Source organism: Legionella qingyii (assembly GCF_003184185.1).
This window is the reverse complement of the sequence record NZ_QHJG01000027.1, coordinates 49,205-67,020: the sequence shown is the minus strand read 5'-3', so window position 1 is coordinate 67,020 and position 17,816 is coordinate 49,205. Positions and strand designations below refer to the sequence as shown.

The window sequence follows — 17,816 nt, the reverse complement described above, 5'->3', positions numbered from 1 at the left end:
TATAGGTTAAGGGTTAAAGTTTTGTGTTCTTGATTAGTGCCCCCTGATTTGGGGAAGAGCCATTTGTTTTAGTGTAGATGAACGCTTTTGAAATCAGTTGAGAATATTCAAGGATTATTTATGGTACCTAGGGTGGGACTCGAACCCACACGGTGTCACCACCACCGGATTTTGAATCCGGCGCGTCTACCAATTCCGCCACCCAGGCATTTGTGCGGCCATTATAACAAAGAAATAAATTCTCACAATGGGTTTTAGCATATTATTATTGAAAAAATAGCTAATAATTTAAGAGGATTTTATGAAAAAATATCATTTTATCATTTTTAGTTTTTTTCTTGTACAATTTGCAGCTATTACTCATGCCAAGAGCTGTCCGGATCCACAAACAACCTCATTAATTCTAGGTGGTTTCGTCTGCACACAAGGATTGGGCTCGTGTCAATTTTGTGCTGAATTAGTAACTTGGCGCCACTAAATTCCATGATTTTAACCAATATGGTCTATATTATTTAATGTCATTTACTGAAATGGAGTTTCAAATGAAAAATGCTAATTTAGCTTCAATATGGGTAAATCGATTTATTGCTGTTCTTTTTTTATTGAGCAGTCCACTAGTTGGGGCATATGCAGCTTGCTGTTCAAGCCATGGAGGGGTTGCTTCTTGTAATAGTACTACTGGGGTCCAGATGTGTAAGGATGGTACAGCCTCTCCAGCATGTACTTGTAAGAAAACAAAAAGTACAACTAAAACCACCACAACTACTACAAGTACTAAAGGGTGCTGTTCACAGCATGGAGGGGTAGCTCAATGTGATACATCTACTGGCCATTTAAAATGTAAGGACGGTACACAATCTACTGCTTGTTCTTGCCATTAAGCCTATAGAACCTGACAATTTGTGGATAAGCCTTGGTGTAGCGAAGAGGAGCAAAGAAAATTTTCAGATAAAACCTGGGTGTCGCTTCGTTGCACCCAGGAATTTTTATTAGACGCTTAAATGCGACTTTCAGTGATATCAATCATCATTTGCAGGGATTTTTTAGCGTTATCGATAACCCATTGCTGATCATTTTCGGGTAATCTGTTTCTACTTCCAGTAAATTCATTGACTACATCACCTGCTTTAACTTCATTATAAGCCATTGTTTTTCCTTGTCTTAGCAAATCGACAAGCGCAACTAGATGAGGGGGATCATTACGTGACATAGTAGCACAACCACAGCCTATTCCTTTTTCATTTTCATTTTTAGGGGCTTCTGCTAGATTGACTACCTCTATATTTAAACTTTTACAGTGTTGTTTTAGATTTTCTACCATGTGATTTTCAGTACCAATGGCATAACGTTTGGTTTTGGCACGATCATGAATGACATAATCCCAGATAAACGCGGTAGATCCTGAGTGTTGTGCTACTTTAATTACTGAGTTTCGGCATTCTGGATGAACGATCGTAGTGTACCCTTGATTATGCCAATAATCACACATTTCAGGTAGATAATGTGTATGTACGGCGCATTGACTCGCGAATAATATTAATTGAGCCTCATCAAACTGTTTTAGAGTTTTTGAATCTTGGGTTGTAAGTGAATATTGAGCCCCTGCGGTTCCACCCGGCCAATAGGCTAGATTTTTTATCCCTAACCAATAAGCGACGTTTTCACCCATATGTTGATCAGGAATAAAGAGGATCTTTTTATTTTGTTTTAGTGCCCATTGAAATATTTTTTTAACATTGGAACTTGTGCAAACGGCTCCGCCTTGAGCACCAGTTAACGCTTTGACTCGACCCGATGTATTCATATAGCAAACCGGTAAAATATTCTCGGCACCATACCTTTCATTCAAATCAAGAAAAGCAGGTTCAACCATGAAATCCTTGGCAAGCATTTCCATAGTGCAACCGGATTTGGGATTGGTTATATAAACCTGTTGGTTTTTATTCGCCAAAATACTAATTGATTCAGCCATGAAATGCACGGCAGACTCGATAATAACCGATTTTTCAGGATGTTCGGCTGCCATCAATGCTAATTGATAGGAGTCACCAATAAGTCCTCCGAATTGTTCAACCAAGCGGACAATATCTCCACCCATGTAATAGTGAGCTAAAAGCAATAATCGCTCACCAAAATGATCTTGAGCTTTTTTAAGATAAGGGGTCATCCACTTCAAGACGGTCGTGAGTTTACGATCTGGAAGTGCCTGATATTCTTGGGCATAGGGAATAAATTCTTCTTGATACCAGTCAATTGGGTAATCAGTCTGGCAAATGCTCATATCATTTCTGATTTGCATTAATGTAGTTTCAGGTGTGTAAAGCGTGGAGTTCTTAAACATCTATTGTGCCTCAAATCATTTTAATGTATCGCTCAAGTATAGTGTAGCCTGGAGACAGCGAAGCATAACCCAAAGCTCATTCATGTCCAGAATCCCAGGATTCCTTGCACCGCACCCAGGCTACCTTAATCTTGTTATTCAGGTGAAGTATCCATCAGGCCAAGCTTAGCAATACTTTCTTGTGCCTCGGCATTTTTATTCGGGTAATCTTCACGGAAGTGACCGCCACGTGATTCACGCCTTGCCAGAGCTGCTCTTACAATTAATTCAGCATTGAGAATAATATTTCTTAGCTCAATAAAATCTCGAGTGATGCAATGCTTCCAATAATACTCTTCAATTATTTTTTTACGTTTCATTATTAATTGTAGTAGATCTTCAAGGCCGGCCTCAGTTCGCACTATGCCCGCATAAGATGTCATTTCTCCTCTTAAACCACGCCACTGTGCATTGATTTGGCTGGCACGCCTGGCATTGACTTCACTGGGTGCACTCCAATTAGGAATATGTTCGGAGTATTTCCATGGAGCAGAAATATCTTTTAAAGTACATCGAGCTGCATTGGAACCCATGACCAATGCTTCGAGTAATGAATTGCTTGCGAGGCGATTGGCGCCATGTAAACCGGTAAAAGCTACTTCTCCTATCGCGTAGAGTCGTTTTAAATCGGTGCGGCCATCAATGTCGGTAAGTATTCCTCCACACTGGTAATGTGCTGCTGGCACTACAGGAATCATATCCTGACTCATATCAATACCAATGGATAATAGAGTCGCATAAATTTGTGGAAAACGTTTGTTTAGGAATTCTTTGGATTGATGCGTAATATCAAGATAAACATATCCCATTTGACTACGTTCAATTTCACTAAAAATCGCCCGCGCAACGACATCACGTGTTGCCAATTCCATTTGCTCTGGGGCATAGTGTTTCATGAACCGTTCGCCTGTTTCCGCGTTTTTAAGTAAAGCGCCTTCACCACGCACCGCTTCAGAGATAAGAAAGTTATTTAAAGAGTGGTGATGCAGTAGAGTAGGGTGGAATTGGTAGAATTCCATGTTACCAACACGAGCTCCAGCCCGATATGCCATAGCAACACCATCTCCAGTAGCAACCATGGGATTGGTGGTATATCTGTAGGTTTTACCTGCGCCACCTGTTGCTAACACCACGCAGTTTGCTAGAAAGGTATGAATTTTATTTGCTGCACAATCCAGAACATAAGCTCCTAAAATCTCTCCTTGAATATCGGTACGATGTGGATGGTAGTAGGTAATTAGGTTTACCGCGACATGATGCTCAAAAAAATGAATCTGAGGCTGTTGTTGCGCGAGTTGATTCATTGTTTGGGTGATTGATAAACCAGTTTGATCGCCACAGTTAAAAATACGTCGATGCGAATGTCCCCCTTCTTTTGCAAGATGAAAGTTTCCTTTGCTATCTTGCTTAAAGTGAACATTATACTGGCCCAGTTGTTTTATCATGTCTGGGCCTTGTCGGATAATGAATTCGACGGCGGGCAAATAGCACAACCCGTCGCCGGCAATCAAAGTATCAGAAATATGTGCTTCTAGGGAGTCTTCTGCTGAAAAAACAGCGGCAATTCCACCTTGAGCATAACGACTATTGCACTCAATCGCTTCGGCCTTGCTGATTAAAGCAATTTTTATTCGGGGTTGCAGGCTGATAAGCTGTAAGCAATATTGCAGTCCTGCCAGCCCTGTGCCCATAACAAGAACATCAAATTCAAAGGTTTGCCCTTGTTGTGAGGGTGTGCTACTCATAAAAATGCCTTTACTAACTGGGTTGCCAGACCCGTATAGTTCTCTGGTGTAAGTTTGATTAATTGCTCTTTGGCTTCTTCAGGTATCGATAACTCTTGAATAAATTGCTTGAGACTTTGTTCATCAATTCCATGACCACGGGTTAACGATTTTAGCTGTTCATAGGCATTTGGCACATTATAGCGACGCATCATGGTTTGCACCGCTTCAGCCAACACTTCCCAATTTGCTTTTAAATCTTCCTGTAATGCACGCTTATTGATTTGTAATTTGTCATTACCTTTGGCTAAAGATAGATAGGCAATGAGGCTATAAGAAAAGGCCATACCTATATTCCGCAATACGGTAGAGTCCGATAAATCCCGTTGTAGTCGCGATTGAGTGAGCTTATTAGCAAAATGAATAAACAGGGCATTGGCCATCCCCAGATTTCCTTCTGCATTTTCAAAATCAATGGGATTGACTTTATGAGGCATAGTGGATGAACCAACTTCTTCTGCTACGGTTTTTTGTTTAAAGTAGCCAAGGGAAATATAACTCCAAATGTCCTGTGTGTAATCGAGCAATATGTTGTTAATACGCACCATAATTTGTGATACTTCTGCCAAACCATCATGTGGTTCGATTTGGGTCGTATAGGCATTAAAGGATAACCCCAAAGATGTAACAAAGTTCGCGCAGTGTTTGCGCCAATCTACTTCAGGATAAGCAACAATATGCGCATTATAATTGCCAACAGCACCATTGAATTTACCAGGAATCAAGACTTCACATAATTGTTGTTGTGGTCTTTTGAGACGGGCAACGAAATTGACTAACTCTTTCCCCATGGTTGTGGGGGTTGCTGGTTGACCATGTGTTCTGGATAACATAGGGACATCAGCATGCTGCTTACCAAGTAGGGTAATGCCACCCATGATTTCAGCAAGCGTAGGTTGAATGACTTGGGCGATTGCCTGCTTAACCATTAATGCATAAGCTAAATTATTGATGTCTTCTGATGTGCAAGCAAAATGAATAAATGGTGTAATTGCTTTCAAATTGGCAAGTTGCTGGAATTTGTCTTTTAGATAATATTCTATCGCTTTAACATCATGATTTGTTTGCTTCTCAAATTCTTTAATTTTAAGAGCCTCATTCTCATCAAAATTAGCAATAAGATTATTGAGGAAATCTTTGGCCTTCTGATCCAATGGGGGAACCTCAGTAATCGCATTATTAGCTGCTAAAGATTCAAGCCAGCGAATTTCTACAGTCAGGCGATAATAAATTAAGGCGAACTCACTAAAATAAGGACTCAAAGCCCGTGTTTTATTAATATAACGCCCGTCGATTGGGGAGATCGCATTTAAAGCAGTAAGAGTCATAAGTAGCTAGCCCTAATGATAAAGCACATATAATATTAGATGCGCGAGCAGATGTGAATTGAAGTAAGGAATTTTATCAGAAAATTGATATTTTTTTAATATGGTTGTGTATAATGACTTCATTTTTAAAAATGAATCGCAGCATTTTATGAAAACAATCATTGAATCATATCAAGCAGGCCTGTTTCAGAAGAAGTATTGGGTACAAAATATTATTTCCGGAATTATCGTAGGGGTTGTCGCTTTACCTTTGGCTATGGCATTTGCTATTGCTTCAGGTGTCCGACCAGAACAGGGTATTTATACAGCGATTATTGCTGGTTTAATTGTGTCAATTATGGGGGGCAGTCGTTTACAAATCGCTGGTCCTACTGGTGCTTTTATTGTTGTGCTTTCAGGTATCACAGCAAAATATGGAGTTTCTGGTTTACAAATTTCAACCATACTCGCCGGATTCATGTTGCTATTTTTTGGCCTTGCTCGTTTAGGAGGCATTATTAAGTTTATACCTGCTCCTGTGATTATTGGTTTTACTGCAGGAATTGGTGTAGTGATTTGGGTAGGGCAATGGAACTACTTTTTTGGTCTTCCGTCAGGAGGAAGTGGTCATTTTCATGAAAAATTGTGGTATTTATTACAGTCTCTCCCTCATCTCAATATAACTACAACAATTTTAGGCTTTTTCTCACTGTTTTTAGTTATTTTTTCAAACAGGATTCCCGGGTTAAAACGTGTTCCAGGCCCACTTGTGGCTCTATTGATCGTGACAGGATTACAATCGGTTTATCATTTTTCTGGAGTTGCGACTATAGGCTCTCTATTTGGTGGAATACCTCAAGGCCTACCAGAATTTAAATTACCCAGTCTGACAATCAATAGAATGATTGAGTTAATCGGCCCTGCTTTTACTATCGCGATGCTTGGTGCTATAGAGTCGCTTTTATCGGCTGTTGTTGCTGATGGTATGGCAGGGACAAAACATAATTCAAATCGGGAGTTGGTGGGGCAGGGAATAGCAAACATCTTTGCACCATTGTTTGGCGGGTTTGCTGCAACTGGCGCTATTGCTCGTACAGCGACAAATATTCGTAATGGGGGCAATAGCCCTTTGGCAGGTATAATTCATGCACTCACTTTAGTTTTAATTATTCTTTTTCTGGCGCCTTTGGCAGTGAATATACCGCTTACTGTATTGGCTGCAGTTTTGTTTGTTGTAGCCTGGAATATGAGTGAAGTAAAACATTTTATTAAATTAATACAGTGTGCTCCAAAAGCGGATGTGGTGATTTTGTTGGTAACCTTTTTTCTTACAGTATTTGTTGATTTGGTAGTCGCTGTAAATATAGGTGTAATCATTGCTATATTAAATTTTATACGGGGTATGGCTACTAGTGTTGAAGTACAGCAAATGACCTCGGAAGAGTTAGCTCATGAATTGGCTCGGCAAAATATAGAAACCTTACCCGATGGAGTGTTGGTCTATGCTGTAGAAGGACCTTTTTTCTTTGGTGCAGCAGAATCATTCCAACATGCTTTAGCAGTAACTCATACTGATCCCAAAACATTAATCATTAGAATGCGCTGGGTACCATTTATGGATGTTACTGGTTTACAAACCCTGGAAGAAATTATTGAAGATTTGCAGGAACGTAATGTGAGAGTAATTTTAAGTGGTGCTAATCCTCGTGTAGAAGAAAAACTGCGTAAAGGTGGTATTATTAAACTTTTGGGCGACGCAAATTTTCACAAAGAATTTTCTCAAGCTTTAATTGCATGTAATGCATAATCTCACTCGAACATCCAGTACTCATGCTCAGGATTAGATAATACAACCCATTTATTCTGAGCTATGGGTACTAATGTTTTCTGACAAATAAAGTTTCTAATTCCCATAACCGCACATTTTAAGTAAAATGATTATCATTTTATGGACTTGGGGTAGTTATGACGGTCAAAACACATATTATCGATTTAGCACACCTTGGCATGCACGACCTGGAACAGGTTGGCGGAAAAAATGCTTCTCTTGGAGAGATGATCAGTCATTTATCCTCAGCAGGAGTATCTGTTCCCGGTGGATTTGCAACCACTGCAGATTCATTCAAGGAGTTTCTGTCTCAAGATAATTTAGATAAAAAAATCTATGCAAAACTGGCTACCTTGGATCCAGATAATGTACAGCAATTAGCTGTTGTTGGAAAAGAAATCAGGGAAATGATCGTTAATACGCCATTTACTCCTGAGTTTGAACGTGCCGTGCGAGCTGCATACGAAAAACTATCGCAAACTATAGGCCATGAAAATTTCAGTGTAGCTGTTCGTTCATCAGCGACAGCAGAGGACTTACCTGATGCATCATTTGCAGGTCAGCAAGAAACCTTTTTAAACGTCAAAGGAATTGATGAAGTTTTGCTCTCAATCAAACATGTGTTTGCATCACTATTCAATGATAGAGCAATCACCTATCGAACACATCATCAGTTTGCTCATCATGAAGTGGCCTTATCTGCAGGTATCCAACAGATGGTGCGTAGCGATATGGCGGTAAGTGGGGTGATGTTTACCATGGATACTGAGTCAGGTTTTGATCAAGTAGTATTTATTACTTCATCTTATGGTTTGGGGGAGATGGTTGTTCAAGGAGCTGTCAATCCAGACGAATTTTATGTACATAAACCCGGGATTCAAGCGGGTAGACCGGCTGTTATTCGTAGAAATCTCGGTAGTAAAGCCTTGAAAATGGTTTACTGTGATGATCCCAGCAAGCAACAGCGAGTCAAAACCGTAGAGGTTGATGCAAAGGAGCGATTACTATTTTCTTTAACTTCAAGTGAGGTAGAAAGCTTAGCCCGCCAAGCCATGATTATTGAGAAACATTATGGCCGACCAATGGACATAGAATGGGCAAAAGATGGTGTAAATGGTCAATTATATATTTTGCAAGCTCGGCCTGAAACCGTAAAAAGCCGGGATAATAAACAAATATTGGAACGCTATACCTTACAACAAAAGGGTACAGTGTTAGCTGAAGGGCGTAGTATCGGGCAACGTATAGGTCAGGGTAAGGCAAGAATTATTAAAGATGTAAGTGAAATGGATCGTGTGCAACCTGGTGATGTGTTGATTTCCGATATGACGGATCCTGATTGGGAACCTGTAATGAAACGTGCTGCCGCTATTGTGACTAATCGTGGGGGCAGAACATGCCATGCGGCTATTATTGCACGTGAATTAGGTATTCCTGCTGTAGTTGGATGTGGAGATGCCACGAAAACCATACGTGATGGTGATGAAGTGACCGTCAGTTGTGCTGAAGGGGACAACGGCTATGTCTATGCTGGTTTATTGCCCTACGAGCAGGTACGTCTTGATGTAGAAACCATGCCTGAATTACCAATGAAAGTCATGTTGAATGTTGGAAATCCTGAAAGAGCGTTTACGTTTCAATCCATTCCTAACTCAGGGGTAGGTTTGGCTCGTCTGGAGTTTCTAATTTCCAATACTATTGGTATCCATCCGCGTGCATTACTTGATTTTGATCATTTGAAAGATAAGGAATTAAAACAATTTATTTCTGAAAAAACAGCAGCCTATAATTCTCCAGTCGAATATTATATTGAGCGCCTAAAAGAAGGAATTGCGACAATTGCTGCAGCGTTTTATCCCAAACCTGTAATTGTACGATTATCAGATTTTAAATCTAATGAATATGCAAATCTTGTTGGCGGGAACTTATATGAGCCGCATGAAGAAAATCCAATGTTGGGTTTTAGAGGTGCATCACGATATGTTTCTGAATCATTTGCAGAGTGCTTTGCTTTAGAATGTAAAGCAGTTCGACGAGTTCGTGAAGAAATGGGTTTAACTAACGTAGAAGTTATGATTCCGTTCGTACGAACAGTTGCTGAGGCAAGTAATGTAATTCAAGTTTTAAAGCAACATGGGCTTGAGCGAGGTAAGCATGGGCTACGGGTGATTATGATGTGTGAATTACCTTCTAATGCATTGCTGGCCAAAGAATTTTTAGAGTATTTTGATGGGTTCTCTATAGGTTCTAATGACTTAACTCAGCTGACATTAGGATTAGACAGGGATTCGGGACTAGTTGCTGCTCAATTTGATGAACGTAATGAAGCAGTGAAAGTCTTATTGCATATGGCAATTTCTGCTTGTAAAAAGGCGAAAAAATACATAGGTATTTGTGGTCAAGGTCCATCGGATCATCAAGATTTCGCTCAATGGTTAATGAAAGAGGGAATAGAAAGCGTTTCACTTAACCCTGACTCTGTTTTAGAAACATGTTTATTTTTGGCAAAGCAATAGCATAGATAGAGTAAATGTAACTATTCAATAAGCCTGAGCAAAAAAATCCTGTTCCGCAGCTTGTAGAATCCAGAATTTTGTGGATAAGCTGCAGGATAGGAGCATGTAGTTGGCGTGGACATTTATGAGTTATGTTAAATTGCTGAAGAGGTATTCGAATTCCAGACAATTTCCAAAAGAATCTTTTAGCGAGGTATAAAACAGTAATGCGGGGTTTAAAATGGTGGCTTCTAATTGTAGGAACATGTCCTGTTATGGCTTTTGCCTCTACTGGGGCTGATCATGTTGATCCGGTAGCATTTGTATTACTTGGCGTCACAACTATTTTTTTCTTTGCAATTATCGGTCGTTATACTGCAAGGCGTATAAATCAGCCCAGTGTTCTTGGTGAGTTGCTCATAGGAATTCTTATTGGCAATGTATTCTATTATTACGGATTCCCATTAGCAGTTTTATTACGAGAAGGCTCTTCAATTTTTGAAGCTGTTAAAGAAGTACTACAGGGGGTGCCATTAAATCAGGCGGTTAGTTCGGTCATTCCCAATGAAAATTATGCACAACAAGTTGTAGGTGCCTTAAGCGGCCCTCATGGATCCGATTTTCTTAAAATTGCTTATATTGTTGATATTTTCTCAAGATATGGGGTTATTTTCCTCCTATTCATGGTTGGTTTGGAGAGCTCGATCGAGGAAATGAAACATACAGGCCGTGATTCCGTTATTGTCGCTTTGATTGGTGTGATTGCCCCCATGTTATTGGGATTTGGTACAGTTTATTTATTGATGCCTAATGGTTCCTATCAATCCGATTTATTTATTGCAGCAACCTTGAGTGCAACGAGCATAGGAATAACTGCGCGTGTTCTTTCCGAAATGAAAAAATTACGCACCAGAGAAGCAAGAACCATATTGGGTGCGGCAATGTTAGATGATGTATTGGGCCTGATTATATTGGCTGTAGTCAGCTCCTTGGTAATTAGTGGGGCTGTAGATCTCATGGTTGTGTTGCGCATTATTGTAAGTGCTATGCTATTTTTTGTAGGTACTTTATTTTTAGGTCCAATTATTTTACGCAAGGCAATTCATTTTTTTCGTTTTCTTGAACCTTGGGAAGCAAAATTATTCATTTCCTTTCTGTTTATCATGACGCTTTCCTGGTTAGCTTCGGTGCTTCAACTTGCAACAATTATCGGTGCATTTACTGCGGGAATCATTCTTCATGATGACTATTTTGATGGTGTACCTTTGAGTCAACAAGAAAATCGCAGTATTTATCACTTATTATCCCCATTAGAATCAATCCTGGCACCGATGTTTTTTATTGTAATTGGCATTCAAGTCAAATTGGAAAGCTTTTATCATTTGAATGTAATTGTTTTGGCCACAGGTTTAATTATTGCTGCGGTGATTGGCAAATTAATTAGTGGATATGGGGCACGCACCCCAAATGATCGGTTACTAATTGGTATCGGTATGTTACCTCGCGGCGAAGTGGGGTTAGTTTTCGCTTCCATTGGCCGAACTTTAGGTGTTATTTCTGATGATTTATTTTCTGCAATCGTTTTAATGGTAATGGTGACGACATTTATTGCCCCTCTCTTATTAAAAATTCGATATGCCCAGAAAGATAGGAAAATAGCACATGAATAACACTTTATTACAGATAGAGGCCGAGGTAACACGTGCGTTACATGAAGATGTAGGTGATGGAGATGTTACCGCAACTTTATTATCTGCCGAACTTCAGGCTGAAGCAGAGATTATTTCTCGAGAGCCAATGGTGGTATGCGGCCAGCTTTGGGTTAATGAAGTATTTAATCAACTTGATAATCAAATCAAACTAGAATGGCAAGTTAGAGAAGGAGAATGGTTAGCGGCTCCATCTACTTTGTGTACTTTATCTGGCTCGGCAAGAAGCATTTTAACTGGTGAGCGCACGGCATTAAATTTTTTACAAACTCTTTCCGCTACGGCAACACAAACTTATCAATACGCACAAAAACTTCATGGTACCCAGACGCGATTACTGGATACGCGAAAAACAATTCCTGGATTAAGAGCAGCACAAAAGTATGCGGTGACTTGTGGAGGAGGTTTTAATCACCGTATGGGGCTTTATGATGCTATTTTAATTAAAGAAAATCACATTAAAGCCTGTGGCTCTGTTGCTCAGGCCGTTGCTTTGGCAAGAAAAAACAAAAAAAATGTTTTAGTTGAGGTGGAAGTCGAAACTCTGGATGAGTTATGTGAAGCAATTTGTGCTCATCCTGATCGAATTATGTTGGATAATTTTAGTCCAAAAATGCTTGAAGAAGCGATTAGAATAAATCATCCAAAACGTTGTACTTTAGAAGTATCCGGAGGCGTTACTCTGGAAAATATTGCTACAATAGGTCAATTAGGTGTTGATTTCATTTCTGTTGGTGCAATTACCAAATCAATTCATGCCATAGACTTAAGCTTACTTATTAGGAAAATTTTATGATGCCAATGATAATTTTTACGGGAGGAGGTACAGCAGGACATGTGGCGCCTAACTTGGCATTAATACATGAGTTTAGTCATAAAGGTTGGGAAATTGCATACATTGGTTCTGCCAATGGTATTGAGAAGCAGATGATCGAACCACTTAAAATTCCATTTTATGGTATAAGCAGTGGTAAATTGCGTCGGTATTTTAGTTTAAAAAACTTATTGGATCCATTTAAGATTGTACTTGGTATTGTGCAGTCTTTTTTCTTGCTTAATAAATTAAAACCGGATGTAGTGTTTTCCAAGGGTGGTTTTGTTGCATTTCCGGTTGTGGTAGGTGCGTGGTTAAACCGGATCCCTGTTGTTGCTCATGAATCCGATATGAGTCCTGGACTCGCTAATCGTCTGAGTTTTCCTTTCGTTAATAAAATTTGCTTGACTTTTGAAGCAGGAAAAAAGCACTTTAAAAAGCAAGATAAAATAGAAGTAACTGGTACTCCAATCCGTAAGCAGTTGTTTGCCGGTAGTTACGACCGTGGGCTTGAGTTATGCGGGTTTAATACAGAGAAACCTTGTCTTTTAGCTATAGGAGGTAGCTTGGGAGCAAGTTCTATCAATCGGAGTATTCGTGAGGCATTACCCCAATTAACCAAGGAATATCAAGTTATTCATATATGCGGAAAAGGAAAATTAGAGGCCTCATTAACTAATCGAAAAGAGTACAAACAGTTTGAATATGCTACTGAAGAATTAGCTGATTTATTTGCCGCAGCATCAATTGTTGTGTCACGAGCGGGTGCTAATTCTCTATATGAAATTTTAGCTTTAGGAAAGCCTCATATCTTAATTCCTTTACCAGCTGAGGTTAGTCGAGGGGATCAAATCCAAAATGCACGCTATTTTCAAAGGCTAGGAATTAGCCTAGTGATTGAAGATTGGTCTTTAAATATGGATACTTTACTGCAAACGTTACATGAACTGGAGACTAATAAAAAGGATATTAATAATAAAATCAACGCACTAAATATTAAGTCCGCTACGGAGCAAATCGTAGCTATTATTGAGGAGCAAGTTCATGTTCAATCCGCAAGCACTGTATGAATTCGTTTGTCACCAGTGGGAAGAGGAAATAATTCCTAGTTTATGTGATTACATAAAAATTCCTAATAAATCACCTCACTTTGATCCTGAGTGGCAGGAACATGGATTCATGGATCAAGCTGTATCCCATATTGCTGATTGGTGTAAGGCTCACGCTCCTAAAGGAATGGTGCTGGAAATTATGAGGCTCGAAGGACGTACTCCCTTAATTTTTATCGAAGTCCCTGGCGTAATTGACGAAACTGTTTTGTTGTACGGTCACCTTGATAAACAACCGGAAATGTCAGGATGGAATGAAGATTTGAACCCCTGGCGACCCGTGTTAAAAGATGGCCGTTTATATGGTCGTGGTGCAGCAGATGATGGTTATGCTGCATATGCCTCATTGACTGCAATTTGCGCTTTACAGAATCAAGGGTTACCCATTCCTCGTTGTGTTTTGATTATCGAAGCGTGTGAAGAGAGTGGTAGTTATGACCTACCTTATTATATTGAACAATTAAATGAGCGGATTGGTAAACCTAAGCTAGTTATTTGCCTTGATTCCGGCGCTGGAAATTACGAACAATTATGGATGACTACTTCGTTACGAGGAAATTTGGTCGGTGAATTGTCAGTTGAACTCATTCAAGAAGGAGTTCATTCGGGGGCTGCAAGTGGTATTATTGCAGACAGTTTTCGAGTTGCGCGGCAACTAATTAGTCGTATTGAAGATGAAGCTTCAGGAGAAGTGAAACCATCCGAGTTGTACTGTGATATTCCTGAAGAACGAATAAAACAAGCAGAGCAGTGTGCCCAGGTTTTAGGAGATTCTGTTTACACAGGGTTTCCCCTGCATGAAGGAGTTGATCCGGTAACAACGGATAGAAATCAATTGATTCTAAATCGGACATGGAGACCGGCATTGACTGTTACCGGAGCTGATGGTTTTCCTGCTATAGCAAACGCTGGAAATGTTTTACGTCCACACACCGCACTAAAATTATCTATGCGTTTACCACCTTTAGTAGATCCTAAAATTGCAGCAAAAGTGATGCAAGAGGTATTAACTAAAGAACCTCCTTATCGTGCTAAAGTGAGTTTTACTGTAGGTGATGGCTCGCCGGGATGGAATGCGCCTGAACTTGCTTCCTGGTTGGAAAAAGCTGCTGATGTCGCCTCAATGACTTACTTTGGAAAACCAGCTGCATATTTGGGAGAAGGGGGGACTATTCCTTTTATGGGAATGTTAGGTAAGAAATTTCCTGATGCACAATTCATGATTACTGGAGTTTTGGGACCTCAGTCCAATGCCCATGGTCCTAATGAGTTCTTGCACTTAGATATGGTGAGAAAATTAACTGCATGTGTTGCTTATGTACTTTATCATGTAAGTTAATATATTTTTAAGCAGCTGCTTTTCTCCATATGGAGGAGAGTGAAACTCCCTCACCCTAACCCTCTCCCATGATGGGAGAGGGCATTCTTGGCGTGTAGCACGTTAAAAGCACAGCAAAAACATAATGTCCCATTTTCCCTTCTTCCCTAGGGGAGAAGGTGCCCGTGGGGCGGATGATCCGAAATTTTTCAGTCACATTCAAGCAAAATTTTTGTTACTCCTTGAACTTAAAGCAAAAAAATTAAAAAACCTCTCGACAGGCAGCTCAATTCTTGGGATACTTTTTCCGGCTCTGGAACGAGCCACTTAGTCCAACAATTAGGAGAAAATTATGAAAGCAAAATTTATTGCTACTGTTTTGTCATTCGCAGTAGTTACTTTTTCTGCCCATGCAGTCGTTCCCAAAGAAACTTCTGTCAAAAACAAGCCCCCTGTGGTAATTCATAAAATTGATCTCAACTCGGCTGATTTATCAACGCTTACTGGCTCAGTTAAAGGCATAGGAAGAAAGCGAGCTGAAGCCATCATTGCATATCGTAAAAGTCATCATGGTTTTAAATCTTTGGAAGAGCTTGCTGAGGTGAAGGGCTTAGGCCAACGTTTTATGACTGCGAATCGAGATAAATTAAATCAGGTGTTTGTTATTAATAAAATAGAATAAAAGTCATAGTAAATTAGAGGATTACTTTTATGTCACTGTTGTATGCATTATTAGTACAACAGTGACACGTGAATTAAATTTTTTAGAGTACTTGTTCAGGTACTTTAATCGCTTCCAAATCAATTTTTAAATGACTAATTTCGCTCTTAAAGAATGTAAAACTTGTTGCTGCTCGAATCGGAATAAACCCCCTTTTATGATGAATTGCTTTAAGAAGTTTACCGATATCACTTTCTTTACCTTTTTCTTTATTCAATTCATCATTTATTTGTTGTTCAGACAATGTGGCTAATTTATTTTTGTCTTCAATCGACAGCTGATGGAATGCTGTTTCAATTGCCTCAATTTTCTTATGCGGATCAGAGGAGAAAAAACCAGCTCGTTCTAAAATTCCCTTATTTACTGTTTCAATAATGCCATTAATCTTTTCCAATCGCTTAATTTCAGTGAATATTTCTGATAAACCTTTTTTATCGTTACATTTAATTATTCGTTGCTCTATATTGCTTGTCTCTTCTGCATTTAAACGCAATTTTCCAAGGGCGATGCATAGATCAAGTTTTATTTTATCAGCGGGTAATTCGACTTGCTGTATTGAACTATTTGCTACGTGTAATGGTTGTTGGGCTTTAAGCAATAATTCTTTGAGTTGAACATTTTCTTGCTGCAAGAACTCTAACTGAGCTTTAAGATCCATCAAATCGGATGCAGGCTCCTTGATTTGCTTCCCTTCTTCTATTCGCTGAATTAATGAATTATATTTTTGTTGTAAAGACTCCAATTCTGATTTAAGTCGACTAGTTTCGGGGCTAACTTCACTTGATGATTTTTTAGTTTGTTGCTGTATCTCAAGTTGTTGATGCAATAATCCATTTTCTCGTTGCAAGACTTCTATTTGATTTTTTAGTTCAAGAATAGTTTGCTCGTGGTTCTGTGCAGAAATCAGGCTTCCTTTTAACTCTTCATTTTCTCTTTGAACATTCTGTAATTTGCTCTTCAGCTGTTCAAAAGCGGTACTCTGCTCTTGAAAAGCGATACTTTTTTGCTCTATTTCTCTTTTTTGCTTTTCAATGGTTTCTTTAGATGTGGACTCGACTTTTTCTAGTCGCTCAAGCTCTAAACCCTGTTCTGTAAGCTTGCGTCTTGCTTCATCAGCATCAAGCTTAACTTGCTCATATTCTTGTTGTAGGATTTGTAGTTGACGATTAGACTCCTCTAAAGTAATCATTCTTTGAGATAATTGTTCCTGTGTCTTTTGTAACTCTTCCCTAGAAGCAGATAGTTCCTTTTTCATTTTATCTAAAGCGGCTTGCCATTGAGTGCCATAAACTTTGATAAGTTGAGTAAGGGGCATGGCTTGTAATGCTGCGGCATTCTCAGGATCTTTATCCATGAGAGTTTTTCTAAATGCAGAAATATACCGGTTGATTTCCTCTTGATTGCCTTCTGGAAAACCAAGAGCTTCAAAAGTTTCACTAAGAACTTCTTGATGTTTTCTGGCTTCTGCAGCAAATTCTTTTTGTGCTTCATGACGGGCATTAGCTATTCCAAAGCATTGTTGACATAGATTTAGCGCTGGTTTTATATCTTTAAGAAACTTGTGTGCTTCTTCTGCCTTGCCCTTTTTTAAAAGAATAATATCTTGCAAGCTTTGCTCAATGGCTTTATGCATTGAGGTCCATCGCAAATCGATCCCGGAAGTCCGTGGTTGCTTACCCAATTTTTTTGCTTCAGCTATGTCTGCCTTCTCCTCTTCAGGTAAGATGCTAAAAGGAGTTCGCATGAAATCAACTAGGCTAAGGATTGAATCAAGGAGGTTATTTACTTTTTCTGCATACTTGGCTTTGAACATTTCCTTTTGTTTTTGAGGAGGTATGTCTTTAAATATTAGAAGTTTTAATATAGTTTTATGCTTTTGGGAGGGGGACCCATCGAGACTGTCAAAAAATTGTTTTGGTGTAAATTCTTGGGGAATTAATGGTTTAACAAAAGTATGCACTACCTCAATTTGTTCATCGCTTAATTCAACAATTGGCTTGTTATTAAGCGTTATTCCTAAACGTAAATAAGCGCCTAACAATGCGGATGCATCAATTGCTGCTTTGCCATGTTGAGGGATATGAAGTCGCTGGTCTCCTTGCAGGCTTATAAAATTAGCAATATTTTCCATTACCTTTGTATATTCGACGTTGTCTTTGCCTTTATTAGTCGCTTCTTTTAAAAATGAAAAAAGGTTGAAAAGAAGTTTACCCATTAAATCAGGTTCACCATGGGTCCACTGCGATAATTCATTTGATTTTAAACTGGTGGGCATAATAAATAAAAACCTTAGCTTAGTTCATTTATGTCAGGACAGATAGTATATAATATAATCAAAATGATTACAAAAT

13 protein-coding genes and 1 tRNA gene are annotated in these 17,816 nt (G+C 39.2%); 9 read left to right on the top strand and 5 right to left on the bottom strand.

Features of this window, described 5'->3' with window-relative positions:
* Nucleotides 1-121 precede the first annotated feature (121 nt).
* A tRNA-Leu gene (locus tag DGG96_RS15245) sits at nt 122-208 on the bottom strand.
* A 93-nt stretch (nt 209-301) separates the two neighbouring features.
* Between DGG96_RS15245 and DGG96_RS20910 the strand changes: the two genes are divergently transcribed.
* A complete protein-coding gene (locus DGG96_RS20910; protein ID WP_165831629.1) occupies nt 302-478 on the top strand; it encodes a hypothetical protein in 177 nt (58 codons plus the stop codon).
* Between the two features lie 64 nt (nt 479-542).
* Nucleotides 543-881, top strand: a complete 339-nt coding sequence (locus tag DGG96_RS20675) for a hypothetical protein (protein WP_126955398.1) — start codon at nt 543-545, stop codon at nt 879-881.
* A gap of 116 nt (nt 882-997) precedes the next feature.
* Here the strand turns inward: DGG96_RS20675 and nadA are convergent, their stop codons facing one another.
* From nadA to purB, 3 genes are all read right to left on the bottom strand, one after another.
* On the bottom strand, nt 998-2,341 hold the full coding sequence (nadA, locus tag DGG96_RS15235; protein ID WP_110143500.1) for a quinolinate synthase NadA: 1,344 nt from the start codon (nt 2,339-2,341) through the stop codon (nt 998-1,000).
* Between the two features lie 134 nt (nt 2,342-2,475).
* Nucleotides 2,476-4,125: an L-aspartate oxidase gene (gene nadB, locus DGG96_RS15230; protein ID WP_110143499.1), complete on the bottom strand. Its 1,650-nt coding sequence runs from the start codon at nt 4,123-4,125 to the stop codon at nt 2,476-2,478.
* Complete coding sequence (purB, locus tag DGG96_RS15225; RefSeq protein ID WP_110143498.1) at nt 4,122-5,492, bottom strand: adenylosuccinate lyase; 1,371 nt, start codon at nt 5,490-5,492, stop codon at nt 4,122-4,124. The genes nadB and purB overlap by 4 nt, the downstream gene beginning before the upstream one ends.
* A 148-nt stretch (nt 5,493-5,640) precedes the next feature.
* Between purB and DGG96_RS15220 the strand changes: the two genes are divergently transcribed.
* The 7 genes from DGG96_RS15220 to DGG96_RS15185 all read left to right on the top strand — a co-directional run bounded on the left by DGG96_RS15220 (nt 5,641) and on the right by DGG96_RS15185 (nt 15,426).
* A complete protein-coding gene (locus tag DGG96_RS15220; protein ID WP_110143510.1) occupies nt 5,641-7,278 on the top strand; it encodes a SulP family inorganic anion transporter in 1,638 nt (545 codons plus the stop codon).
* A gap of 158 nt (nt 7,279-7,436) precedes the next feature.
* Entirely contained in the window at nt 7,437-9,815 is a 2,379-nt protein-coding gene (gene ppsA / locus DGG96_RS15215) for a phosphoenolpyruvate synthase (protein ID WP_110143497.1), read from the top strand.
* Nucleotides 9,816-10,021: 206 nt separating this feature from the next.
* The gene (locus DGG96_RS15210) at nt 10,022-11,464 is read left to right on the top strand and encodes a cation:proton antiporter (protein ID WP_110143496.1); all 1,443 of its coding nucleotides are present in this window, start codon (nt 10,022-10,024) and stop codon (nt 11,462-11,464) included.
* Nucleotides 11,457-12,299: a carboxylating nicotinate-nucleotide diphosphorylase gene (nadC, locus tag DGG96_RS15205; protein WP_110143495.1), complete on the top strand. Its 843-nt coding sequence runs from the start codon at nt 11,457-11,459 to the stop codon at nt 12,297-12,299. Before DGG96_RS15210 ends, nadC begins: the two co-directional genes overlap by 8 nt.
* A complete protein-coding gene (locus tag DGG96_RS15200) occupies nt 12,296-13,387 on the top strand; it encodes an undecaprenyldiphospho-muramoylpentapeptide beta-N-acetylglucosaminyltransferase (protein WP_110143494.1) in 1,092 nt (363 codons plus the stop codon). Before nadC ends, DGG96_RS15200 begins: the two co-directional genes overlap by 4 nt.
* The gene (locus DGG96_RS15195) at nt 13,362-14,765 is read left to right on the top strand and encodes a M20 family metallopeptidase (protein ID WP_110143493.1); all 1,404 of its coding nucleotides are present in this window, start codon (nt 13,362-13,364) and stop codon (nt 14,763-14,765) included. Before DGG96_RS15200 ends, DGG96_RS15195 begins: the two co-directional genes overlap by 26 nt.
* Nucleotides 14,766-15,096: 331 nt before the next feature.
* Entirely contained in the window at nt 15,097-15,426 is a 330-nt protein-coding gene (locus DGG96_RS15185; RefSeq protein WP_110143491.1) for a ComEA family DNA-binding protein, read from the top strand.
* Nucleotides 15,427-15,508: 82 nt separating this feature from the next.
* Here the strand turns inward: DGG96_RS15185 and DGG96_RS15180 are convergent, their stop codons facing one another.
* Nucleotides 15,509-17,740, bottom strand: a complete 2,232-nt coding sequence (locus DGG96_RS15180) for a coiled-coil domain-containing protein (protein WP_110143490.1) — start codon at nt 17,738-17,740, stop codon at nt 15,509-15,511.
* Between the last annotated feature and the right edge of the window lie 76 nt (nt 17,741-17,816).